Consider the following 17,959-nt stretch of genomic DNA (forward strand, 5'->3'; position numbering starts at 1 on the left):
ATATGAAAAAATTTACTATTAATCAATGGCTTACCGTTCTTCTACCAGCGATAATAATGATAGTGGTAACGGCTTTTTGCACGCATCAAATGGATGGAGATCAAAATCTAACATGGAAAAATATATTTATTGTATTCATTTTCTTAATCTTTCCGATAATCTACGCCATACAGGGGATACTGGCTGTTATAAATAAAGTGAATGTTCTTTTAGCATTTATGGTATCTACTTTAGGATACATATTCTTAATGTTCACATTCCTAAATTTTTCGGCAGTTGGATATATTTTCATCTATTTATTATCTGGATTTATTGGGTATTATATAATGAAGGTCTTTATTTGGGGTTTCAATTTTAAAAGAAAGTAACAGAGAATAATAAATAGCAGGCTCAAAAGCTTTCTTAGAGCGCTTTTGGGTCTGTTTTTTTGGTGATATGATAGTATAAAAATAAATTATGACTATGGGTTTTAAAATCTTCCTCCTATAAAGGGAGAGGTCAAAAAAAGATATTCTTTTGTGAATGATTGTACAATTTATTGTAATGAGGTTATCAAAACAACAATAAAGACAATGTTTTTTAATTGAAAGGAGTTTTTAAATGTTCACAATTGGTTCGCGGACTATTAAAACCGCGATTGGCATGATGGTATCATTAGTCATTGCACAATTGTTATCATTAGATAATGCAAGCACTGCTGCAGTAATTACTTTATTAAGTGTGCAAAGCACGAAGCTTCAATCCGTCGTCGTCGCATTTAAACGATTTGGAGCTGGAATAGCTGGAATTATCATGGCGATTTTAGTTTTCGAGGGAGCAGCATATACGCCTTTAGCAATTGGATTATTGACGATAATTTATATTCCGTTGATGGCTAAGTTACGTTTTCAGGAAGGGATTGTTCCTGGATTTGTCATTATCATGCAGCTTTATGTAGAAAAAAATATCACTACACATTTAATACTAAATGAGATATATATTATTGTTATTGGTATTACAGTCGCATTGTTGGTGAATCTTTATATGCCAAGTACAGAAAATACCTTAAAGCAACTTGCCAAGGAAACAGATGAAAATTTAAAGCTATTATTATTGCAATTATCTCGTTTTATTCGAAAAAAAGAACCCATTTGGAATGACGAATTTCAAATCAAGACGGCAAGCTGTATTAAAAATGGACAATTAGTAGCGAAAAGAAGTGTAGAAAATAGTTTTACTCGAAAAGAAAACTATTATGTTTTGTATTTCAAAATGAGAGATCAGCAGCTTAAACTAATACGGAGAGTTATTCCATCCATTCTTCATTTACCTTCAACGTTTGAACAAAGTGAAATGGTAGCTCATTTTATAGAAAATGTAGGAATTTCTTTATCTGAGGATAACCCTGCATCGGATCTTTTAGATGAATTACGAATGTTAAAAGCGACATTTGCCGAAATGGCACTTCCTCAAACAAGAGAAGAATTTGAGGCAAGAGCGGCCCTTTTAATATTAATTAATGAAATTGAGCGATTTATTCAGTTGAAAACGAATTTCTATGAAGAAGTAACAGAAAGAATGACAAAAGAATCATAAGCACATTTAAATAATAGATAAAAGGTATTGTATGAGTTGTGAACATACGATGCCTTTTTCTTTTTGGCTTTGTTTAAATGAGGGGGTGTTTAAGTTTGTTAAACCAGTGAATGAAAAGCTCGATAGATTGAAGCATAAAGTTCAAGACTATTGTGCGAGCAGCCCCAGCAGAAACTATGTATTATGGAAGTTGGCTTCCCTCCTTGTGGAAGGCGAGAAACTAGGTATGTGAAAATAGCCTTCATTTATATCGACAGCACCCACATTAAGGAGTATTTTGCTATATTTTTAAAGCTGTTTTTGAAAAATATAGGTCTATTATTTCATATTTTTTCTGAAAATGTAGAAAAATAGCACTTTTGTTATGAGTTAAATGGTATATTTGATATATCTTACATCGAAAGGATATGTAATATGAAAAATTTCGTGAAATTAACTATGTCTTTGCTGGCTATTATATTGATTATTACTAGTTTAGAAGTAACGAAACCAAAAGCGTCTTCTTTCTTTAAAGATATAGATGCACGTCATAAGGCATATGAAGAAATACTATTTTTAGCACAAGGAAAAATGGTTAACGGTGATAAAAATGGGTATTTTAACCCGAAAAATAAAGTGACAAGAGCTGAATTTAGTGCATTATTAGGAAGAGCATTAAATCTAGATGGAACGAAAAGAAAAACATCTTTCAAGGATGTAGGCGCTAGTAATTTTGCCTCAGGATATATTCAATCTGCGGTAAAGAAAAATATTATTAGTGGCTATAAGAATGGCACATTCAAGCCAGATGGTTATGTTACCCGCGGAGAAATGGCCATAATGACTTGCAGAGCATTTGGCTATGAATATAAAAATACAACCGCAAGTGCAGCCCAAGTAATTTTAGCAAAAGGAATAGATACGAATGTGGAAGATGGCACATTTGGATTAAACCGTAGTGCATTACGAGAAGAAACGGCCATATACATAGCAAGAGCAATGGATTATAGATTACGCTTAAAATCAAATGAGTCATTTAATGGAGAAGGGGTGGTTAATGCATCCTCATTAAATGTTAGAAAAGGTCCTTCCACAGTATATAGTGTAGCAACATCAGTAAAGAATAATGAAACAGTGTTAATTGGTTATGATGTTGGGGATTGGAAACTCATTAAAACAAAGAAAAATATTGTTGGTTTTGTATACTCAGAATATGTGTCAGCGGGCTCAGCAACACAACCGCCAAGTAATGGTGGAAATTCAGGAAACACTGGGGGCACAATTTCTTCAGAAACACTTGTCATAGATCCAGGACATGGAGGAAAAGATCCTGGGGTTGTTGGATTTGGTTTGAAAGAGAAGGATGTGGTACTCGATACTGGTCTTCGTTTAAAAAAATTATTAATAAAAACACCATTTGGTGTCAAATATACGAGAGAAACAGATGTCTATATAGCGCCTGAAAAACGGCCTGGTATCGCGAAAAGTTTAAAAGGTACAACATTCGTTAGTATTCATGCGAATGGCTTTAATGGTTCAGCCAATGGCACAGAAACATTCTATTGGGGAAAAAGCGCTACAAATCCTCATGTTAATGATAGTAAACTGCTTGCAGAATCTATCCAAAAAAGAATGCTAGATGCAATGGGAACAAAAGATCGAGGAGTAAAACACGGAAATTATGTTGTTTTAAGAGAAAATACAATGCCTTCTACGTTAGTTGAACTAGCATTTATTGATCAAAAAGAAGATAATAATAAGCTAAAAAGTCCACAATACCGTCAGAAAGCAGCTGAAGCCATTTATTTAGGAATATTAGATTATTATCAAGCCAAAGGATATAATGTTTCAGCGTATTATAAATATGTTTAATGATTAGAGTAGGCTATCAAATAAAAGCAGTGTGATTTAAAATAAATCACACTGCTTTTTCGTATATTATAATTTTATAATTCCAGTAGAATTTATTCTTTGTTATTTAGAAATATATTACATTTGGCAATTCGGTCCACAGCTTCTAATAGTCGTTCTTTGCTTTCTACTAATCCTACTCGAATATAGCCTTCACCATGTTCCCCAAAACCAATACCTGGTGCGACTGCAACATCAGCATGCTGCAATAAATATGTTGCGAATTCTTCAGAAGTAAATCCGTCAGCAACCGGTAGCCATGCAAAGAAAGAACCTTCAGGTGCCGTCACATCCCAACCAATAGATTGACATTTTTCTATAAATGCATTCCTTCTTGATTGGTAAAGAGAAACTAAATTTTTGACGCTTTCATCGCCATTTAGTAAAGCTTCGGTCGCAGCATCTTGAATAGCTGGGAATAAACTTACATACATATGATCTTGAATGAGATTGATTGCTTCAATGATTTCAGGATTACCAACAGCAAATGCTACACGCCAACCAGCCATATTATATGTTTTCGATAATGTGTAAATTTCTACTCCTACATCTTTTGCGCCTTCTGTTTGTAAGAAACTTATTGGTTTTTCACCATTAAAACCTATAGCTCCATAAGCAAAATCACTGCATATAATAATATTATGTTCTTTTGCGAAGGCAACGGTATCCTCATAAAATTCTTTTGTCGCACAAGCACCAGTTGGATTATTTGGATAGTTTAAAAACATTAGTTTGGCCTTCTCTGCTATTTCAACAGGGATTGAATCAAGAACAGGGAGAAAGTTATTTTTCGCTTCTAACGGCATAAAATATGCGCTAGATCTGGCTAGGCTGATTCCGGATAAATAATCTGGGTATCCTGGATCTGGTGCAAGGATTATATCTCCTTCGTCACAGAAACAGAGTGGCAATTCAACTAAACCACTTTTTCCACCGAATAGTATAGCTACTTCATTATTATATTGGAGTGAAACCCCATACTCTTTTTGATAAAACTGACATATCGCTTTTTTTAGACTATCTTTTCCACTAAAAGGTGAATAGCGATGGGAAGCTGGATTACTAGCTGATAGCTGCAATGCTTCAATGATATGAGTGGGAGTTGGTTGGTCAGGATTTCCTTGCCCTAAATTAATAATATCCCTTCCTTCAGACACAGCTTTTCCAACCTGTTGTACCAACTTCGAGAAAAATTGAGTTGGTAATTGTTGTAGTAATTGACTTTGTTGCAACTTGCTCACCTCTAATAAAAATAAAATGTTATAATAATCTATAAAAATCTATAAAAACAGAAAATTTAGACTGATTGAATTTAAGCATATAGTTTATAATCAAAAATGTCTACATAAAAGTTGAGGAGAATGAGTTTATGCAAATAACTTGTGTTCAATTAGATATAGAATTAGGAGATATTCAACGTAATAGTCAAAAGGTGAAAGAGTATATCATTGAAGCAGCAGAAAAAGGCAGCCAGATTGTTGTATTGCCAGAACTATGGACTACAGGGTATTGCTTACCTAAAATTGCAGATTTAATAGATGACCATCAACAAATAGTAAATGACCTTCAGGATTTGGCGAAAAAATACGCGATAACTATTGTAGCAGGTTCTATTCCAACTAAAGAAAATGAGAAGATTTTCAACACATTATTTGTTATTTCCAAAGAGGGAGAGACGATAAAAGAATATAGTAAAGTTCACTTATTCAAGTTAATGAATGAGCATCATTATTTAGCATCAGGAAATGAAGATGGTATGTTTGAATTGGGTAATACAAAAGCCACAGGTGTCATATGCTATGATTTACGTTTCCCGGAATGGTTTAGATTACATGCGGTAAATGGTGCTGAAATCTTTTTTGTTGTAGCTGAATGGCCCTTATCTCGAATTGAACAATGGAAGGTCATGCTACAAAGTAGGGCAATAGAAAATCAAAGTTTTGTAATTGGCTGTAATCGTGTAGGAAAAGACGAGAGTACAACATTTGGTGGTCATTCCCTTATAGTTGATCCATATGGAAATATTCTTGCTGAAGGTGGAGAAAATGAAGAACTGATTACAGCGGCAGTATCAATGCCATTGGTGTCAAAAGCTAGAGGATTTATTCCGATATTAACGGATCGTCAACCAGAGGTCTATGAGCTATTCCAATCACAGATGACAAAATAATAAACTAAATGAAGCATCGAATAGTCATTCGATGCTTCATTTAGTATGAAAAATTTATTGTTCACTTCCTTGTTTTACATCTAGATTTACTTCTTCATTAGGTTTTCTATGCTCGAGAAAATCTGTAAAGATATGTTTGGCTAAAAAGCCAATAAAAGCAAAAATTAAGCCAATACCTACACATGCATAAATCATAGTGAATATTTTCCCCATAGTTGTAATAGGAGCTAAAGTTGGATGTCCTATTGTTGTAATAGTCATCACACTAAAGTAGAGAGCATCAACTTTTGACATGCTTTCTACACCACTATAGAATAGCGTCCCTGACAGCAAGACCAACACCAGTGTATAGAATAACCGACGAAATGAGCGATATTTTAAAGATTTAAAGAATGAAACTAAAAATCGTTTGGCAGTTAAGATGAATGAAATCAAATAATCATACGCATCCTTTCTCTAGCTGTATTAAAGTTGTTTTTGATAAACTTGTACGAATTGTAATAATTGCATAAGCTGTGTCGAGACTTCAGGTGGTAAGTTTATATTAGATGAAAGCATGCGAGTAATATGGGATACCACGTGCAAACGAGGTTTTTCTTCGTTCATTTCCGTTTCAAGAAAATGTAGCATTTCACAAATTTCTTCATTTTCTTCAGCCATATCACATTTTAGCTTCTTTAATATAGATTGAATTTTTTCTTTCATTTTAGTTGGATTGTCGACATAGCAAGGATTAACGATTTCAATCGCTGCCTCTTTAAATAAGACTGTCTTATTTTTTAAAACAATGGGAATAGCGGATTCTAAAAAGTCTATATTATAATCAATGAATTTCTCAAGTGAATTCATTTCATTATTAATCATAGTCGCTACTCTTAGCTGATGATGGAGCGAGCCGATAAATGCAGCCGCTAAATCAAAGGCATACGGCTGTAATTCTTCTCCAAAAACGTGAATTAGCCGATGAGAAAGCCAGCGAACTTCCGAAACTAAATCATCAAAAATAAATTTCTTTAATTCTTTGTTGTTCTCCATAATTAATGCTTCGTACAAAGAGAAGACGCGATTTTTTAAATTAAGTGTCTTTTTAACACCTATTTGTTTCTTTAGAATGTTTTTGTCATTTAAACTACCTTCTTGGAGAATTAGCTGTCGCTGTAAAGTAATCTGACTTTTAATATGATGAAGTAGTGATAAAACTAAGTCATTTTTTGAATGAAAATAATTATAAAACGTTCCTTTAGAGATCCCTGAAGCATCGATAATATCCTGTACCGATACTTGATAGTATCCTTTGTCTATAATTAATTGATGGGCACATCTAATTATATGTTCCTGTTTTTTGTGCATGAAACGGGCTCCTTTTCATAGCCTAATAAAAAAATGAATTGCTAGTTTATTTAGTAGATTTACATGGATAGTTTTTTTTAGATAAAAAATCAATAAATTCTCTCATTATATTAATATCATATGTTTTTATAACGTTCATTTCAACTCGGAAAATTCAGATAAAACAATTGACATTCCAAATTCGTGTAGTAAAATCAGTTATTATACTCAGAGTATAAAGTTTATACGAGTAGTTCTGTTAGAGAGGGTGAGTGTTTTGAGTAAAGCAACTGAACATGATTTTGAGAGACCAAAAGATATTAACGGTAAAGCATATAATCGAACAATTTTAGTGGCCGTTATGTTAATTGGTGCGTTTGTCACAATTTTCAATCAAACTTTACTGACAACTGCTTTACCAAAAGTAATGGCAGATTTGAATATTGAACCTGCAACAGGTCAGTGGTTAACGACTGCATTTATGTTAACAAATGGAATTATGATTCCTTTAACAGCATTATTAATATCTAGAATTCATTCTAGAACGCTTTTTTTAATTGCAATGGTTTCTTTTGCAATCGGAACATTAGTTTGTAGTTTTGCAGAGACCTTTGAATTATTATTAACAGGTCGTATTATCCAAGCGATTGGCGCAGGAATTATGATGCCACTTATGCAAACGATTTTTCTTTTAATATTCCCTATTGAAAAAAGGGGAGCAGCTATGGGAATGGTTGGTCTTGTTATTGGGTTTGGACCAGCAATTGGACCAACTTTATCTGGCTGGATTGTTGATTCATGGGATTGGCATTATTTATTTTATATTGTATTACCTATTGCTATTCTAGATATAATCTTTGCTTTTTTTGCAATGAAAAACGTTGTTCATCTTACAAAGCCCAAAATTGATGTGTTGTCTATCATTTTATCAACAATCGGTTTTGGATCATTATTATATGGATTTAGTAGTGCAGGAAATGACGGATGGGGAGACGTAACTGTTGTTTCAACCATTATTCTAGGGATAGTTGGTATCGTACTATTTTCATGGCGTCAACTTACTATGAAGAATCCAATGCTTGAATTAAGAGTATTTAAATCAAAAATATTTATTTTTACAACCATAATTGGTTGCATATTATTTATGGCGATGATTGGATCAACAATGATTTTACCATTGTATATCCAAAATATTCATGGTAAAAGTGCTTTATTCTCAGGTTTGGTATCCTTACCAGGTGCATTAGTAATGGGAATCATGGGTCCAATAACAGGACGCATTTTCGATAGATATGGTGCTAAATGGCTCGCTTTTATTGGAACGTCGATATTAGTAGTAGCAACCATACCGTTTTTGTTCTTAACGGAGAATACATCTATGTGGACGATTGCTATTGTATCAGCATTACGATTTTTAGGCATTGGGATGGTCATGATGCCATTAACAACTGCAGGAATCAATTCATTATCTAGAAATATGCTGAGCCATGGTACTGCTGTAAATAATACGTTACGACAGGTTGCTGGTTCAATAGGTACAGCGATATTAATCACTATTATGACGAATGTTATGACTTCAAATATGCCAGCAAAAGCGTTAGCAGCAACTAATCCTGAAGGTTATATGTCAAAGGTGATTGATGCGTCTTTAAAAGGGATTAATGCCTCATTTTTAGCTACATTAATCTTTGCTATTTTTGCTTTTTTATTAACTTTCTTTGTCAAAGAGAAAAAAGTATCCATAAAACAAGGAAAAATGTCGGCTTAATGATGTAATTAATTGCTAGTTCAATTTTTTGGTCGTATGACAGATAATTGAACTAGCTTTTTTATTATTTGGCTACAAAACAGTCTACTCTTTCCACAAACGATAAGGTTTTTTTCTGGAGTTGATATGAAATTTTTACATATAAGGCTGTTTTCTAAAAAAAATATTGTTTTTAAATACGTTCAGTGGAAGAATTAGTATGAAAAGGCTAATTGGAGCCTAAGATCCGAGACTCTTGAGGGAAGCAAACATCTTGAGTAGAAGTTAAAGTTGCCTATTTTCGCTGCTTCTTCATAGAAAATGATTCATACGAAAAGAGCCGAATATAATCAATTCGTTAATGAGGGAAAAGGATTTTTTAGAATCATGTCGAATAACCAATTAAAGCGTCTAGGGAGTTGAATTTATGAATAAACAATATCCTATCGGGCAATACCGTTTTCCTGAGGATTATCAAGAAAGCAATAAAATTGGATGGATTAATGAAATAGCCAATTTACCAGCTATACTGAAAGAAACGCTGAATGATTTATCAAGAGAACAAATTCAACAGTCATACCGAGAAAATGGATGGACTGTACAACAACTAGTACATCATATTGCTGATAGTCATATGAATGCTTTTATTCGGTTTAAACTTGCATTAACGGAAGAAAATCCAACGATCAAACCTTATGATGAAGGAAGTTGGGCCTTATTAAGTGATACATATGCAATGGATATTGAGTCATCTCTTCATATCATAGAAGGTTTACATAGAAGATGGGTTCATCTTTTACGAAATATGACAACAGATGATTATAAAAGGAAATTTGTACATCCTGAATTAAATCAAACTTTTACTTTATTAGAAGTTTTGGGTCTTTATGCTTGGCACGGAAAGCACCATGTTGCTCATATCAAATTGGTGAATAGCAAAAATCCGGAAAATATGAACGTGCAGCAATAGGGGATATTTTCCGAAGTCTCGATGATTGAAGTAAGTGAAAATAATATTGTACAATTAATGTACTACGATCACGAGAATGATAGTATAAGCTAAGATATGGGTAATTAGAAAGGGAGTAAATACATTAATGAAGAATGAGACATCTAGTCAAACTCTAGAACCAAAAAGAGTAAGTGAGTCATTTGCTAAATTAGAGAATTTAGTATTGCCACCTGATACAAACTATCATAATACCATTTTCGGTGGAAATGTCATGGCTTACGCTGATAAAATAGCCTCCATTTCAGCTATGAGACATTGTCGTCAAGCGGTGGTAACTGTAAGAAGTGACTCGTTTGAATTTCATGCTCCAATCAGAGTCGGAAGTGCAATTATTGTTGAATCAAGAGTAGTTTGTGCTCACCGTACTTCAATGGAGGTATTTGTGAAAATAGAATCAGAGGACTTAATGACAGGTGAAAAGACCGTTACATCGAAGGCTTACTTAACGATGATAGCGATTGATGAAAATGGAAAACCTACACCTGTGCCACCAGTTATTCCCGAAACAGAAGATGATAAGAAGCATTATCATTTAGCGATGGAACGATACAACGCTCGTAAGAGAAATAAGAAACATGATAATTTTTGATGTGTTAAAAGTAAGGTAAAACATTTTTCAAACGATATAGCTAGCATAGACCATGATGGATGGTAAAAAGGCTATTACTTTAGTGTGTGAATAACACTTTAGTAATAGCCTTTTGTTTTTATGAATTTCTAGTTTTGAATATCCTTGATTCTTCATCTTTAAAATAAGCTCCTTATTTATTCCTAGAAAAATGAGAATTAATATATAAAAGGATATTTCTTACATCCTATACAAATCACAAAAAAGAGTACCTAAAGGTTCATTTTACTATAGAAAAGTTGAAATGAAAGGAATTAATTCGGGCTTACCGAATACACATAGTGAATAGATGAATAAAAAAATCTTTTAGATTAATAGAGTGTCATTTTATAGAAAAGGAAAATCCATAATGATATCCATTTTTATTCTATTATTTCTTTATATTGTATTATTTTTGTTTACTTTCTCTATTTTTTTATTAGCAAATTTACAAACAGCAGAATTATTGGTTGAAATCATCTTCATTACTGCAATTATCATTAATACAATAGGAATATATACGATTATTTCTGGAAAAAGATTATTATTTACGAAGCGATTATACGCTTCTATGAATTTTCTAATTAGCTCTTTGTTTTTAATCTCCTTAGGATTTCTCTTTATTATTCACATCTCATTTTATCAATCAGAAGAGCAAACAACTTTGAATACAGCAACTAAAATTCAAAAATATAGTTCGTTACTCTTCCCAAAGGTTATTAATACGGATGGAATGGATCAATATACAAAAGGGAATCTTACCATTTATCATGATCAACTATCGATTTCGAAAATTAAACTAATCGAAAATATTATTGATGAAACAAATCAGCAATTGCAAACGATCTTTCCAATTCATTCGAATGAGCCTGTTACTGTCATTATTTTTGACAATCGGCAAAAATTTGAGAGAGATGCTCAATTAAAAGGTGTGGATGGTTTTTATGATTTACGAACAAAAATCCTTCATGTTTTGCATCCGGACGAAGAGGATGTGAGCTCCCTTAAAGAATTACAAAATATAACCGCTCATGAATATACTCATTATTATATGGATGCTTATACTAAACAGAAACATATAGAGTTAAGCTCTTTTCCGTTATGGTTTCAGGAAGGGTTCTCTGAGTATATTGCACGTGAATTTTCAGAGGCCGTAATTGAAGAAGTTCCTGATAATATACCGCTTAACCAACTACAAAAGTCGAGAGGATGGGGAAAGGTTACGGCAAAATATAGTGCTTATACACCTTATGCTATAAGTCATAAAGCGATATTTTTATTAATGAAGGAAGATCCTAAAAGCGTTAAAAAAATCGTCAATTCCATGAAAAAAACTACGTTTGAAAAGGCTTTCAAAGAAGTAACTGGTATGTCTATTGAACAATTCGATGAAAAGTATAAAAATAGGATGTAAAAACGGACTTTCTAGTAGAAAGTCTTTTTTTATGTCTTTTGTTATGTATTTCTATTCAAACTTTCATACAACATCCTTTAGAAATCAATCAATAAAAAATAATTATATAAAAAAATTTCTTAATTCTCTTTAATGTTACATAATGTAGTGTTATAATAGTGTTAAGTAACATCGATAAAGGAGAATTCCAATGGAATATGTTGAAGCACTGAGAGATATTAAAGACATAAATGCTATGAAGAAAACATTAAAAAAGCATTCAGAAAGAGATTATGTGTTATTTGTACTAGGAATCAACACAGGCTTGAAATTAACCGAAATGCTCCCATTGCAAATTAAGGATTTTTTAAATGAAAAAGGGGAATTCAAAACGTTTCTTCATTTAGACTTTAAAGAAGGAATAAACAAAGAAGTGTATTTGAATAAGCAGGTTAGAATAGCTTTTCAACATTTTGTAAAAGAAAAACAATTAGAGAGTGAAGATTATTTATTTGCCTCAAACAAAACTCGTTTACCGATTAGTCGCCAACAAGCTTATCGAATTATACATGATGCAGCTGTCCAAGTTGGACTCAAAGGAAAATTTGGTACGAATTCCATGAGGAAAACATTCGGTTTTCATGCTTATAAAAGAGGCGTAGCTATATCGCTTTTACAAAAGTATTTTCACCATAGCAGTCGTGCTGAAACATTGAAATACATTGGGATTAGTAAAGATGAGATTTTGAAAACAGAAATCGATGTTAACTTATAGTTATTAATTTTATAATTTAATAAAGGGGAGGATAAGTATGAATATACGGGAAAGTGAACTACCAGGTATCGGTTGTAAATTTGAAGTGATAACGAAGGAAAATGAAAAAATGGTCATAGTTATACACGATGATGGTCGAAGAGAGATGTACCATTTTGATACTGATCACGAAGAAAGCATTTCAAGTGTTGCATTAACTGATAGTGAAGCTCGTAAGATCGCTGCAATATTAGGAGGGATGGTGTATAAGCCACAGGCATTAGAAACGATTGAGATGGCTTTAGATGGTTTAATGATCGAATGGTTTAAAGTATCACAAAATGCACCAATTATCAGTAGGACTATTGGTGAAATTGATATTAGGAATTCTTATAATGTCACAATTATTGCTGTATTAAAAAATACGATGAAGAAGTTATATTCACCAGGCCCAGACAGTGTAATCGACGCAGGAGATACATTAGTGATCTCTGGAGAGAGGCAGGAAGTAAAGAAGTTTATTGCTGAACTTTTGACAAAGCAAGGTGATTCTGCATGACAAATGACCTTATTTTAGAAGTTGGTACAGCATTAATTTTAGTTGCAATTGCGGCTATTCTGGCAGGTAGATTGAAATTCTCCATTATCCCATTTCTCATTATTATGGGAATGATTGTGGGACCTCACGCACCTCAAATCGGTGTCATTGATCTTAGATTTATTGAAAGCTTTGAAATAATTGAATTTCTAGGACGTATAGGCGTATTATTTTTACTCTTCTATTTAGGATTAGAATTCTCGATAAAAAAACTAGAACGCTCAGGGAAGAATATTGTTATTGGTGGAAGCATCTATATTGCCATAAATTTTACATTAGGGTTATTGTATGGATGGGTCACTGGATTTCCCTTCTTAGAGACGTTAATCATCGCTGGGATTACAACGTTTTCATCTAGCGCTATCGTTGCTAAGGTTCTGGTTGATTTAAGAAGAACAGGAAATAAAGAAACAGAACTAATATTAGGAATCATCATGTTTGAAGATATTATATTAGCTGTTTATTTATCCATTGTATCAAGCCTCGTTCGAGGACATTCCTCTTCATTACTAGAAACATTTATGACTATAGGTATCTCGTTAGGCTACATTTTATTATTCTTTGTGATCGCAAGGAAAACAACCCATTTACTCAATAAATTACTGAATATTACATCGAATGAAATATTCATTATCGTTATTTTTTCCACATTATTTTTTATAGCTGGAATTTCAGAAACGATTCACGTAGCAGAAGCAATAGGAGCATTGCTATTAGGACTTGTATTCTCGGAGACCGAACATAGTGAACGTATTGAAAAACTAGTTATTCCATTTCGTGATTTCTTTGGAGCAATCTTCTTCTTTAGCTTCGGGCTAAGCATAGATCCTTTTACCTTAGGGGATGCCGTTTGGTTAGTTTTAGGAGCTGTTATTCTAACAATATTCGGAAATTTCATTGCTGGGTTAATTGCCGGCAGAAGAGCTAAACTATCACATAAAGCTTCTTCTAACATTGGATTAACAATAGTTTCAAGAGGCGAATTTTCCATTATACTTGCAAACCTTGCAATCGCTGGAAGCTTAATGTCGATTATAAAACCATTCGCCGCTCTTTATGTGTTAATTCTCGCAATACTAGGACCATTTTTAACGAAAGAATCAAAACGAATTTATAAGCTGTTAGATTTTATTTTTAAATGGAGTGTTAAATCAGAAAAACAAAATAAAAAGCAAATAAGTAGCTAAAGGAATCCTGCTTAAACAAAGCGCTATGCTCAAAGCACATTGTTTAAGCAGGATTTTTGCTTTTATATTTTAGAAAATTTTGGTTTTTATTGCAACATATTGTCTATCTGATTCGTTTTTATTTTATAAGAATGGTTTTGTTATACGTTGATATTGATATTGACGGGATTGCTTCCACTATCAGCAATGAAATATAACACACAGCCATAAGAAAAATTAGAGAAAAGAGGTTTTCGAGATGAACGATCGTGACATTGAGAAAAAAATACACAATCTTGAGTTAGCGATATCAACAATGAACGATTTGTTAGTGGAGTTAAGGCAACAAAAAATTGAAATGAAAAAGAAAGAAATTCATGACGAGAAACCGATAAATCTGCAATCGGCACCTATAAAACCGCCTCCTGTGATCATAGAGCAACCTAAAAACGCTGATATGAAAAACACGAAATTGAAGCATGAACGTAAAGAGCAAGGGTTTGATTTATTAAAGCTATGTCAAATTTGGTTGCCGCGGATTTTCGTTGGAATTATGTTATTAGGTGTCGTTTGGCTATTTAAAGCAGGAATTGATTCAGGAATCTTAACTCCTCCTTTGAGATTGCTTTTTGGCGGATTGTTAGCTGTAATTCTTTATGTAATTGGTGAAAGACAAATAAGAGCTAAGCGACATGCGTTAGGATTGGTATTACTTGGTGGCAGTGTAGCAACAGTTGTATTAACTACCTTTGCAGCACATTACTTATATGCTTACTTACCAGCGCCAATAGCATTTATTTTAAATATCATGTGGGTTGTTTCTGGAATTTTCATTGCCAATCGTCATAAATCTGAATATCTAGCTATTTTTGTAGCAGTAGGTGGCTTTTTTGTCCCGTTTTTAATTAACAGTCAAGAACCGAATTTATATGTGTTTTTAGGTTATGAAACGTTTTTAACCATTTGTTTACTATTATATGCTTGGAAGAAAATCTATCATATTCTGTATGTATCCTCTTATGGTGTTGCACAAATCATCTTTTTTATCTTTTTAGCTTTTGTACAAAATCAAGAAGTAAGTATAGAAATCAGTATTGTATATACACTTTTACAACTAGTGCTATTTTTACAATTATGGTTAGATAGAACGTTTATCTATATCCCACGATTAGGAATTTGGGCATTTAACGGGATACTATTATTTATGAGCTTCTCCGCTCTTCATTCCGGATCAACATTAAGTCTCTTTATAACAAGTATCGTTTATCTTTTGATTTCATATTTTGAGATTAAGAAAGATCGTCAATCGTTATTATCTGCTATTGCATTCACTTTGGGTATGGTACATTTGTCAATTGTCATCTCACAACAATTCAGTGGGGATATTCAAATTATTTTATTCTTGATTCAAGGGTTTTTAGCACTTTATGTTGGCTACTTATTGAAAAATATGACGAAATTAATAGTTGGTGGTTTAGTTTATATTTTCGCCATTTTATTGACTTTGGTAACACCGATTTACGATCTGCTGTCAACAGCGTTTTTGGCTCATATTTTAATCATTGTAACTTTTGCTTACGGTATTTATAAAGCTGGTAGTGTTGTGGTTAAGCAAAGTAAATTAGGTTATCAACTATGGTTCTATGTCTTTATGCTTTTAGTATTTATAGTTCTTACTAAATCTGGTGGTGTTATTTCCGACGATAGTGATATAAATAGTTTTACGATATCGTTTCTTTGGATGATTTATGCTTCAATGGCCGTTTGGTATGGAAGAATGAAGAAAACGATGGCGATTTTTACTAAAAATGAGATTATATATATTGGACTTATCGTACTATCGATTACAGTAGGAAAGCTGTTCTTATTAGATTTAGTTGTAGTTAGTATGACCATTCGAGCGACTCTTTTCTTAGTTATAGGTGCAATAGGGGTAGGTATCTCACGAATGTTTTTTATCAAAAAATAATTTGTAGGCAGTTCCTATATTATGGGGACTGCTTTTTATATGATAAGAATCTGGTATATAAATGGACGCAAATACGTAGGACTCTTACAGAAGAAGTGAAAAATAAAAAAGCCCACAGTGAGGAACGAGCAAGAAGGGTTGTAACTATTTAACAACAATGACATCTACCATAACCTATTAGTAAAATAACAAGTTGGATCAGATTTCTGAGAAGTTGAACCAAAAAGGACTGAAGTTGAATGGTATTATAGGAAAGTTGAATGAAGAATAGTATAGAGAAAACAAGAAGACGCTCTAATTGACCATCTTCTTGTTACAGTTTTAAACTTTTATTCTTTTCGTAAATAAAGCAATAATTAAACCAATAATGGATGCCACTAACGAGAATAAGAAGGCGTTTTGAACTCCAGCAGTTAATGCCTCTGCTGCAACAGCAGGATTAGTCATGTCAGCTGTCGTTAAGAACTTCTCAGTTCCTGCAGCCATTATGCTGATTGCAATAGCCGTTCCAATTGCACCAGCAACTTGTTGTAACGTATTCATTACGGCCGCTCCATCTGGATAAAAATGCTTTGGTAATTGATTCAAACCATTTGTTTGTGCAGGCATCATAATCATAGCAACACCAATGAACAAGCAGCTGTGTAAAATGATAATCGTAGCTTGAGTAGCAGTTGTTGTTACATTAGAGAAAAGATATGTGAAAATAGTCGTAATAACAAAACCAGGAATTATAAGATATTTTGGTCCGTATTTATCAAATAAGCGACCGATAACCGGTGACATGAATCCATTTATAATACCACCTGGTAATAATACTAAACCAGCGGCGAAAGCTGTTAATAATAATCCTTCTTTTAATAGCATTGGTAAAAGAATGGATGTAGACAAAATGATCATCATACATAAAAAGACCATAATTAAACCAAGCGTAAACATAGAAAATTTAAAAACTCTTAAATTAAGCATTGGTTGTTCCATCTTGAATTGACGAATCGAAAATAGAGCTAGACCAATTATACCCACTATAATTGGAACAATAACAGTTGTCTCACCCCAAGAACTAGCACCTTCTCCAGCGTTGCTAAATCCGATTACAATTCCACCAAAACCAATTGTTGAAAGAATGATTGAAAGAAGATCAATCTTTGGTTTAGTAATTGTTGAGACATTTTGCATATAAATTAATCCGAATAACAATACAAAAACTAAAAGAGGGAGACAGATCCAAAAAATAGACTGCCATCCTAAACTATCAACAATAAGACCAGATAATGTTGGTCCAAGAGCAGGGGCAAACATAATAACTAGACCCATTGTACCCATTACGGTACCACGTTTATGTGGTGGGAAAATAACTAAAATAACGTTTGTCATTAAAGGTAACAAAAGGGCAGTACCGATTGCTTGGATAACTCTAGCAACTAGTAATATTTCAAAGTTTGGAGCGATAGCTGCAACGAATGTTCCTAGTATAGAGAACACTAATGAAGCAGTAAATAATTTCTTTGTTGAAAACCATTGGATTAACAAACCTGATACAGGAACCAAAATTCCCATTACAAGTAAATATCCTGTAGTTAACCATTGTACGTCAGATGGTTCAATTTTAAAATCAACCATAATATTCGTAAAAGCCATATTTAATGCCGTTTCACTAAAAAGACCAATAAATGCACCTAGCATAATTGCTACAACGATTGGTATTGGCCTTATTTGTTTCTGTTCTTTCTTAGCTGATTGATTTAT

Annotated in this window: 16 protein-coding genes; 12 read left to right on the plus strand and 4 right to left on the minus strand. The window is 33.1% G+C overall.

The window, feature by feature from the left end; all coding sequences use genetic code 11:
* Positions 1-2: 2 nt before the first annotated feature.
* The 3 genes from BN349_RS23545 to BN349_RS06850 all read left to right on the plus strand — a co-directional run bounded on the left by BN349_RS23545 (position 3) and on the right by BN349_RS06850 (position 3,426).
* Positions 3-368, plus strand: a complete 366-nt coding sequence (locus BN349_RS23545; protein ID WP_019241542.1) for a hypothetical protein — start codon at positions 3-5, stop codon at positions 366-368.
* 232 nt (positions 369-600) lie between these two features.
* Complete coding sequence (locus BN349_RS06840; protein ID WP_019241543.1) at positions 601-1,575, plus strand: aromatic acid exporter family protein; 975 nt, start codon at positions 601-603, stop codon at positions 1,573-1,575.
* Positions 1,576-1,989: 414 nt separating this feature from the next.
* A complete protein-coding gene (locus tag BN349_RS06850; RefSeq protein ID WP_019241545.1) occupies positions 1,990-3,426 on the plus strand; it encodes an N-acetylmuramoyl-L-alanine amidase in 1,437 nt (478 codons plus the stop codon).
* Positions 3,427-3,518: 92 nt separating this feature from the next.
* Here BN349_RS06850 and BN349_RS06855 read toward each other — a convergent pair whose 3' ends face one another.
* Positions 3,519-4,706: a pyridoxal phosphate-dependent aminotransferase gene (locus tag BN349_RS06855; RefSeq protein WP_148335309.1), complete on the minus strand. Its 1,188-nt coding sequence runs from the start codon at positions 4,704-4,706 to the stop codon at positions 3,519-3,521.
* 128 nt (positions 4,707-4,834) lie between these two features.
* On the opposite strand from BN349_RS06855, the gene BN349_RS06860 reads away from it, so the two are divergent.
* Complete coding sequence (locus BN349_RS06860; RefSeq protein ID WP_019241547.1) at positions 4,835-5,635, plus strand: carbon-nitrogen family hydrolase; 801 nt, start codon at positions 4,835-4,837, stop codon at positions 5,633-5,635.
* A 54-nt stretch (positions 5,636-5,689) separates the two neighbouring features.
* Here the strand turns inward: BN349_RS06860 and BN349_RS26300 are convergent, their stop codons facing one another.
* Entirely contained in the window at positions 5,690-5,977 is a 288-nt protein-coding gene (locus tag BN349_RS26300; protein ID WP_269719693.1) for a potassium channel family protein, read from the minus strand.
* Positions 5,978-6,100: 123 nt separating this feature from the next.
* Positions 6,101-6,985 carry a TetR/AcrR family transcriptional regulator gene (locus BN349_RS06870; protein WP_019241549.1) on the minus strand — a complete coding sequence of 295 codons (885 nt, stop codon included), beginning with the start codon at positions 6,983-6,985 and terminating at the stop codon, positions 6,101-6,103.
* Positions 6,986-7,241: 256 nt separating this feature from the next.
* Between BN349_RS06870 and BN349_RS06875 the strand changes: the two genes are divergently transcribed.
* The 8 genes from BN349_RS06875 to BN349_RS06910 all read left to right on the plus strand — a co-directional run bounded on the left by BN349_RS06875 (position 7,242) and on the right by BN349_RS06910 (position 16,210).
* Positions 7,242-8,732, plus strand: a complete 1,491-nt coding sequence (locus tag BN349_RS06875) for a DHA2 family efflux MFS transporter permease subunit (RefSeq protein WP_019241550.1) — start codon at positions 7,242-7,244, stop codon at positions 8,730-8,732.
* A 406-nt stretch (positions 8,733-9,138) separates the two neighbouring features.
* Complete coding sequence (locus BN349_RS06880; protein WP_019241551.1) at positions 9,139-9,681, plus strand: YfiT family bacillithiol transferase; 543 nt, start codon at positions 9,139-9,141, stop codon at positions 9,679-9,681.
* Between the two features lie 127 nt (positions 9,682-9,808).
* Positions 9,809-10,312 (plus strand): acyl-CoA thioesterase, encoded by a 504-nt coding sequence (locus tag BN349_RS06885; protein WP_019241552.1) that lies wholly within the window; start codon positions 9,809-9,811, stop codon positions 10,310-10,312.
* A gap of 388 nt (positions 10,313-10,700) precedes the next feature.
* Positions 10,701-11,744, plus strand: coding sequence for a collagenase (locus tag BN349_RS06890; RefSeq protein WP_019241553.1), 1,044 nt, complete (start codon positions 10,701-10,703; stop codon positions 11,742-11,744).
* Positions 11,745-11,934: 190 nt separating this feature from the next.
* On the plus strand, positions 11,935-12,498 hold the full coding sequence (locus BN349_RS06895; RefSeq protein ID WP_019241554.1) for a tyrosine-type recombinase/integrase: 564 nt from the start codon (positions 11,935-11,937) through the stop codon (positions 12,496-12,498).
* 37 nt (positions 12,499-12,535) lie between these two features.
* Positions 12,536-13,036, plus strand: coding sequence for a cation:proton antiporter regulatory subunit (locus BN349_RS06900; protein ID WP_019241555.1), 501 nt, complete (start codon positions 12,536-12,538; stop codon positions 13,034-13,036).
* Positions 13,033-14,262 (plus strand): cation:proton antiporter, encoded by a 1,230-nt coding sequence (locus BN349_RS06905; RefSeq protein WP_019241556.1) that lies wholly within the window; start codon positions 13,033-13,035, stop codon positions 14,260-14,262. The genes BN349_RS06900 and BN349_RS06905 overlap by 4 nt, the downstream gene beginning before the upstream one ends.
* A gap of 238 nt (positions 14,263-14,500) precedes the next feature.
* Positions 14,501-16,210 (plus strand): DUF2339 domain-containing protein, encoded by a 1,710-nt coding sequence (locus BN349_RS06910; protein WP_019241557.1) that lies wholly within the window; start codon positions 14,501-14,503, stop codon positions 16,208-16,210.
* A gap of 321 nt (positions 16,211-16,531) precedes the next feature.
* Here the strand turns inward: BN349_RS06910 and BN349_RS06915 are convergent, their stop codons facing one another.
* Complete coding sequence (locus BN349_RS06915; protein WP_425457745.1) at positions 16,532-17,926, minus strand: DHA2 family efflux MFS transporter permease subunit; 1,395 nt, start codon at positions 17,924-17,926, stop codon at positions 16,532-16,534.
* Positions 17,927-17,959 lie beyond the last annotated feature (33 nt).

Origin of the sequence: Bacillus sp. AP8 (assembly GCF_000321185.1) — a bacterium.
Taxonomy (GTDB): domain Bacteria; phylum Bacillota; class Bacilli; order Bacillales; family DSM-1321; genus Bacillus_AD; species Bacillus_AD massilioanorexius.

Coding starts and splice junctions, on each gene's coding strand:
- BN349_RS06895 (WP_019241554.1), top strand. CDS start 11,935: ATGGAATATGTTGAAGCACTGAGAGATATTAAAGACATAAATGCTATG.
- BN349_RS23545 (WP_019241542.1), top strand. CDS start 3: ATGAAAAAATTTACTATTAATCAATGGCTTACCGTTCTTCTACCAGCG.
- BN349_RS06840 (WP_019241543.1), top strand. CDS start 601: ATGTTCACAATTGGTTCGCGGACTATTAAAACCGCGATTGGCATGATG.
- BN349_RS06860 (WP_019241547.1), top strand. CDS start 4,835: ATGCAAATAACTTGTGTTCAATTAGATATAGAATTAGGAGATATTCAA.
- BN349_RS06885 (WP_019241552.1), top strand. CDS start 9,809: ATGAAGAATGAGACATCTAGTCAAACTCTAGAACCAAAAAGAGTAAGT.
- BN349_RS06850 (WP_019241545.1), top strand. CDS start 1,990: ATGAAAAATTTCGTGAAATTAACTATGTCTTTGCTGGCTATTATATTG.
- BN349_RS06900 (WP_019241555.1), top strand. CDS start 12,536: ATGAATATACGGGAAAGTGAACTACCAGGTATCGGTTGTAAATTTGAA.
- BN349_RS06890 (WP_019241553.1), top strand. CDS start 10,701: ATGATATCCATTTTTATTCTATTATTTCTTTATATTGTATTATTTTTG.
- BN349_RS06880 (WP_019241551.1), top strand. CDS start 9,139: ATGAATAAACAATATCCTATCGGGCAATACCGTTTTCCTGAGGATTAT.
- BN349_RS06910 (WP_019241557.1), top strand. CDS start 14,501: ATGAACGATCGTGACATTGAGAAAAAAATACACAATCTTGAGTTAGCG.
- BN349_RS06905 (WP_019241556.1), top strand. CDS start 13,033: ATGACAAATGACCTTATTTTAGAAGTTGGTACAGCATTAATTTTAGTT.
- BN349_RS06870 (WP_019241549.1), bottom strand. CDS start 6,985: ATGCACAAAAAACAGGAACATATAATTAGATGTGCCCATCAATTAATT.